General features: G+C 48.1%; 1 protein-coding gene. It reads right to left on the minus strand.

Going from position 1 to position 239, the window contains the following annotated elements:
- Positions 1-239 (minus strand): UbiA family prenyltransferase (locus AAEY99_RS21695; protein WP_351012027.1); only part of this gene is annotated, 239 nt, incomplete at both ends.

Here is a 239-nt window from a genome sequence, read left to right on the forward strand (position 1 = left end):
TAATAAAACCTGCCACACCTATTATTGCTGCAAAACTCAGTGCATGCGCCTTACTTAAGCGGCCTTTAGCCACTGGGCGATGACGAGTACGCGCCATTTTGCTGTCTATTTCACTATCAACAACATGGTTAATTACCGCTGCTGCTGCTGAAAGTAATCCTATGCCAAGTAAGCTTATAAACTGCACACCCATGCCTCTGCCTACATCGGGTGCTAGTGCCAAACCAACCCACGCGGTC

The organism is Shewanella sp. S1-58-MNA-CIBAN-0166, from assembly GCF_040310085.1.
Classification (GTDB): domain Bacteria; phylum Pseudomonadota; class Gammaproteobacteria; order Enterobacterales; family Shewanellaceae; genus Shewanella.